Source organism: Candidatus Methylomirabilota bacterium (assembly GCA_036005065.1).
GTDB lineage: Bacteria > Methylomirabilota > Methylomirabilia > Rokubacteriales > DASRDR01 > DASYQW01.
The window spans coordinates 1-5,402 of record DASYQW010000329.1; the positions used below are offsets into that span (position 1 = coordinate 1).

The 5,402-nt window shown below is 72.0% G+C and carries 5 protein-coding genes and 1 tRNA gene; 4 read left to right on the forward strand and 2 right to left on the reverse strand.

Annotated elements, in window-relative coordinates:
- Nucleotides 1–176: 176 nt before the first annotated feature.
- Complete coding sequence (locus VGW35_22050; GenBank protein HEV8310356.1) at nucleotides 177–743, reverse strand: hypothetical protein; 567 nt, start codon at nucleotides 741–743, stop codon at nucleotides 177–179.
- A 287-nt stretch (nucleotides 744–1,030) separates the two neighbouring features.
- Between VGW35_22050 and VGW35_22055 the strand changes: the two genes are divergently transcribed.
- The 3 genes from VGW35_22055 to VGW35_22065 all read left to right on the forward strand — a co-directional run bounded on the left by VGW35_22055 (nucleotide 1,031) and on the right by VGW35_22065 (nucleotide 2,177).
- The gene (locus VGW35_22055; protein HEV8310357.1) at nucleotides 1,031–1,249 is read left to right on the forward strand and encodes a hypothetical protein; all 219 of its coding nucleotides are present in this window, start codon (nucleotides 1,031–1,033) and stop codon (nucleotides 1,247–1,249) included.
- A 318-nt stretch (nucleotides 1,250–1,567) separates the two neighbouring features.
- A complete protein-coding gene (locus VGW35_22060; protein ID HEV8310358.1) occupies nucleotides 1,568–1,951 on the forward strand; it encodes a response regulator in 384 nt (127 codons plus the stop codon).
- A gap of 150 nt (nucleotides 1,952–2,101) precedes the next feature.
- Nucleotides 2,102–2,177 (forward strand) — tRNA-Thr (locus VGW35_22065).
- 241 nt (nucleotides 2,178–2,418) lie between these two features.
- Here the strand turns inward: VGW35_22065 and VGW35_22070 are convergent.
- Nucleotides 2,419–2,625, reverse strand: coding sequence for a hypothetical protein (locus VGW35_22070; protein HEV8310359.1), 207 nt, complete (start codon nucleotides 2,623–2,625; stop codon nucleotides 2,419–2,421).
- A 293-nt stretch (nucleotides 2,626–2,918) separates the two neighbouring features.
- Between VGW35_22070 and VGW35_22075 the strand changes: the two genes are divergently transcribed.
- On the forward strand, nucleotides 2,919–5,402 hold a 2,484-nt coding region (locus VGW35_22075), incomplete at its 3' end, for a sigma 54-interacting transcriptional regulator (protein HEV8310360.1).

Here is a 5,402-nt window from a genome sequence, read left to right on the forward strand (position 1 = left end):
AGTGGCCGGTCGGCTAGGAGTTCCCGTCACCAGGGTCTCCAGAGGACTTGCACCTCCTGGTCACTTTCCGGTCGGCTTTCGCCTTCCGGTTCTCGCACCGGTCTCATCCGATGCGACGCGCCATGCCCGGCGCACGGAGGTCTCGGAGGGGGCCGTGGAGGCCCCCTCCGAAGGGACTAGATGTCGGTGGGCTCCAGGCCGAACACCCACACGACCGTCATGTCCGACTCCTGGTTCGTGTAGACCATGACCGACGACTGAGGATCGGCGGTCTCCACCGACTGGACGACGACGGTCGGCTGGGCCCCGCTGGTCGGCGCCTCCGCCGGGGCGGGCATCGTGCCCGACCCGCCTCCCACCACGGGGAGCTGGGGTGTCTCCGGCGCGCGCTGCCACGGCGCCAGGACGGCGAGCACCACCAGGGCCGTCGCCGCCAGCGCCGATCCAAAGGCCAGCCGGGGATAAGTCAGCACGGGCCGCCACAGACGACGGGGCTCGGGCTCAGGCACGGACGTGGCGATCCGGGTGCGCACCTGCGGCCAGAAGGTGTCCCAGACGGCCGCGGGCGGCTCGGGAGCCTCGACCAGAAGCGCGGTCCGCAGCCGCTCGAGCGCCGCCAGCTCGGCGGCGCAGGCAGCGCATCGCGTGAGGTGGGCGGCCGTGCTGGCCCGGACCTTGGGCTCCAGCTCGCCGTCCCGGAAGGCGTCGAGTCGTCGTCGAGTGAGCCAGCACCGGATGCCCATGGTCGTCCTCACTGAAGTTAGACCGGGGCCCCGTGAGCCCTATTCAGGGCTGTCGCGGGCCCGTTTGACCTTCCCCGAAGCCGGCGTAGCTCAGTTGGTGGAGCAGTCGACCCCCCAAGTCAAGGATCCTGCGCGCCAAGTCCGCGTAATCTCAGCACGCAAGCCCGGCCACTCTGCCACTTCGCGCCGCCACTGTGGCACTGTCCGCGGGCGAGGGCCGCCGCGGTAAGCCGCCCCCTCGCCTCGCCCGCCCAGCTCAGATCGCGGACTGCGGTTCGCCGGAAGCCATGGCCGAGCTCGGTCGGCACCTGCCGGGTCGTTTCCGCGTCGACCGGGACAACCCGGAAGAACCCCGCCACACCCGGGACAGACCGATCGTCGCCTTCACGGCCGCCACGCAGAAGCCGGACGTCGACCATCTCCTCGCGGCGGGCTGCGTCCGGGCGCTGGCGAAGCCGGTGGACCCCCCGGCGCTCCGTCGCCTCCTCAGAGAGCTGCTAGGCTAGTTCGCGTCCCGGGAGCGGCGGACGCCATCCGGCGCGTGGCCAGTCCCATGCCGAGCCGGATGCAAGCGTGACCGCTTACGCAGTGGGACCCATTCGATTCACCCCTGGCCGTTGACCTCACCGGCAACATCGTGATGTGGTGATCTCGTGAGGGTCGTCAACCCGATCGCCACAGGCCGCCGACCGCAGAACCGCCGTCCGGCGCCACCGAGGGCCACCGCGAGCCGGCGACGGGCCCTCCGCAACACGCCAGACTCCACCGCCTCCCAAGCCGGCCGCGCCACCTCCGCGCAACCGCTTCGCGGTCTCGTCGTCCTGGTGGTCGAGGATCACGCGGACACCCGCGAGGTGCTGCGTCAGATGCTCGAGCACGCCGGCGCGCGAGCGCTCCTCGCCGAACACGGGCACGCCGCGCTCGACCTCCTGGAGCACGCGCACGAGCGGCCGCACATCATCCTGTGCGACCTGCTGATGCCCGAGCTCGACGGCCTAGCGTTGGCGCGGCATCTCGAAGCCGATCTCCGATGGCAGAAGATCCCCGTCCTCGCGGTCACGGCGCTCGGCGCCGCCGCGGACTACATCAACACCTGGGCCCACGGGTTCGCCGGCCATCTCGTGAAGCCCGTGGATCCGGACACTCTGATCTACGCGGTCCGACGCCTGACCCGGAAGACCGGACGCTGGCAGAAGCGCTCGCCCTGATCGGGGCTCGGCGGCCCGGGGTCCTCCGGCACTCCGTCGTGGGCGTGCCACGTCCTCCGGCGGATCGGCGGGGCGGAATCGGAGCGACTGCTCGGCGTCGTCAGCGAGGCAAGCAATCCGCCGTCATCTATGGTAGTGTGCGGCCTCGAAGCCGGCGTAGCTCAGTCGGTAGAGCAGTCGATTCGTAATCGACAGGTCGTCGGTTCGAGTCCGACCGCCGGCTCCACTAGAATCGGACAGTGAGAGGGGGCGGCCCATCGCCGCCCCCTCTCGCTTGTACGGCCCGTCCGTAACGGGCTCGCCGCCAGGCGCTCGGCGCCGCGCCCGACTGGAACAGGCTACTGCTCGGGGATGGCCGTCTCCATCCAGGCCCGCCGGAGGACGTCGGTGGTGGTGCCGAAAACTCGGCCCGCGATTTGGTCAGCACCCTCTGACCCGCGAGCCGCCGCCGCGAGGTCGACGGCCGCCTACTGGTGGCTCGGCGCCTCGCTCGTTCCGGCCGGCGTTCCCCCGAAGGTGTCGCTGGCAGTCTTGACAGGTTCAGGAGCCTTCGTAAACCGCGGGGGGTACTGGGTCCTTACCGGGGTCGCCTGGGTCTTGGTCTTGGCTTGAGCCTTCTTCTTGGCTTTGGCCTTGCCCTTGTCCTTGCCTCGGCTCTTGTCCTTCGCCATCATCTGCCTCCTCTGGTGAGCCTCACTGTATCACTTCGTCCGCTCGCGCGAGCACCGACCGGGGGATCGTCAGCCCCAGCGCCTTCGCCGGTTCGCTCGGCCGCGTCCTCGGCTCGCTCCTGCTCGGCGCGAAGCACCGCCCGGAGTCTACCCCAGAGCCGCCACCAGCGCACGTGCAGTGCGAGCGGCCGGCCAGGGCTGGTCTGGAATGCGAGCCACGCCCGCCGCCGGGAGCACGCGAGCGCGATTGCCGGGTCTCCGGCACGCGCTCGTGCTGGAGTATGATCGTCCCGGCGATGGACCCCCTGGCTGAGCTCATCGGGGAGAGTCCGGGCATGGTCGCCTTGCGGGGGCAGGTGACGCGGCTCCTCCGCCACCACGCGAGATCGCACCGCCTGCCGCCGGTCCTCCTCCAGGGCGAGACCGGCACCGGCAAGGGCGTCCTGGCCAGCGCCCTTCACCGCGCCAGCCCCCGCGCCGAGAGCTCCTTCGTCGCCGTCAACTGCGCCGCCATCCCCGAGACGCTCCTCGAGGCCGAGATGTTCGGCTTCGAGCGCGGCGCCTTCACGGACGCCCGCCAGGCCAAGCCCGGCCTCTTCCAGGCCGCCCACCGCGGCACGATCTTCCTCGACGAGATCGGCCTCCTCCCCGAGGGGCTGCAGGCCAAGCTCTTGAAGGCCATCGAGGAGCGCGAGGTCCGCCGTCTCGGCAGCACGCGGAGCGAGTCCGTCGACGTCTGGATTCTCACCGCCGCCAGCGAGGATCTCGCCCGCGCCCGGCACGCGCGCCACTTCCACGAGGCCCTCTACCACCGCCTCTCGGTCCTGACCTTCTGTCTGCCCCCGCTGCGCGAGCGCGGTGACGACGTCCTGCTCCTCGCCCGGCACTTCCTCGACCGCGTCTGCCGGGAGTACGGAATGCCGCCGACGACGTTCGCGCCGGGGGTCGAGGCAGCCTTGCGCGCCCATCCCTGGCCGGGGAACGTCCGTGAGCTCGGCAACGCGATCGAGCGGGCCGCGCTGCTGTCGGGAGGCGGGCCGGTGACGGTCGAGACCCTCGGTCTCGAGCCGGCACCCGCCGGCGGCCACGGGCGAGCGACCCGGGGCGCCGCGGTGAACCTCGGCGAGGCGGTGGACACGGTCGAGCGGGAGCACATCCTGGCGGCGCTCACCGAGACCCGGTGGAACGTCTCCCACGCCGCCGCTCGCCTCGGGATCCCGCGGACGAGTCTCGTCTATCGGATCCAGAAACATGGGCTCAGTCCCCCGAAGGCCGCCCGGCGGCACCGGCGAGTCCTGCCGCGACCCGAGCACCCCGAGCGCACGACGGTGGCCTTCACGGCCCCGGACATGCGCTGGGAGCGCCGCCAGCTGGCGTTGCTGCGCGTGGCCGGCGGGACGGCGGGGGGGGCGCCGGCGTCGGCGGCCGTGGCGGCCCTCGAAGCGCTTCTGGGCAAGGTGCAGAGCTTCGGCGGCCGGCTCGAAGAGATCGGCCCGTCGGGCCTGATGGCGACCTTCGGCCTGGAGCCGATCGAGGACGCCCCGGTGCGCGCGGCTCACGCCGCGATGGCCATGCAGAAAGCGGCCGAGCGCGCTCGCCGGGCGGCGGTCCCGGCCTTCCGTCTGACCGTGGCGATCCACTGCGGCCCGGTCATGACGGCGCAGGTCCAGGGAGGCTGGCAGATCGCGCTGGAGGACAAACGGGCAGCCGTCGGCCTCCTCGACGCGCTCGTCGAGCAGGCCGCGCCGGACACCATCGTCGTGAGCCCGGCGGCGGCCCGGCTCCTGGCGCGGCGGTTCCAGCTCGAGCCCGTGACGGCGGCAGGCGGCGGCTCGGACGAGCCGGCCTACCGGCTCGCCGGGCTGGAATCGACCGGCCTGGGGCTCGGCGGCCGAGCGCTGAGCCGGTTTGTGGGGCGGGACCGGGAGCTGACGGCTCTGCATGACCTCCTCCGCCGGGTCGAGCGGGGCGCCGGCCAGGCGGTGGGGTTGATGGGCGAGCCGGGTGTCGGGAAATCACGCGTTCTCTACGAGTTCCGGCAGAGCCTGACGGGAGCGGGGCTCGCGTACCTGGAGGGCCACTGCCTCTCCTACCGCAGCACCACGCCATACGGGCCCTTGCTCGACGTGCTGCGCCAGGCGTGCGGCGTCACCGAGGACGATCTCCCACCCGTGGTCAGCCAGACGCTCCGCGCGAGGCTCGAGGGCCTCGGGCTCGACCCGGATGTGGACGCGCCCTATTTGCTCCACGCGCTCGGCTTCACCGAGGGCACCGAAGGGCTGGCGCCCCTCTCCCCGGAGACCATCAAGATCGGCACGTTCGAGGCGCTCCGCCGGCTCGTCCTGCGGCAGGGTCGCGGTCGGCCGGCGGTCCTGGTGATCGAGGACCTCCACTGGATCGACAGGACCTCCGAAGAGGTCCTCGCCGCCCTCGTGGACCGCCTGGCCGGGGTGCCCGTTCTCGTCGTGGCGAGCTACCGGCCCGGGTACCGGCCGAGCTGGATGGACAGGTCCTACGTGACGCAGCTCACGCTTCCGGAGCTGTCCCCGGAGGACAGCCGGGCGATCGTGGAATCGGCGCTCGGCGCGGCCGCCGGCCCCCTCGTGCTCACCGAGGCGATCGTGAAGCGGGCCGAGGGGAATCCCTTCTTCCTCGAAGAGCTGGCCTGGGCAATCGCGGAGCGGGCTTCCGCCCACGAGCCTGCGAGCATCCCCGAGACCGTTCAGGGAGCCCTCCTGGGCCGAATCGATCGGCTGCCGCAGGCGCGGCGTCGGCTGCTC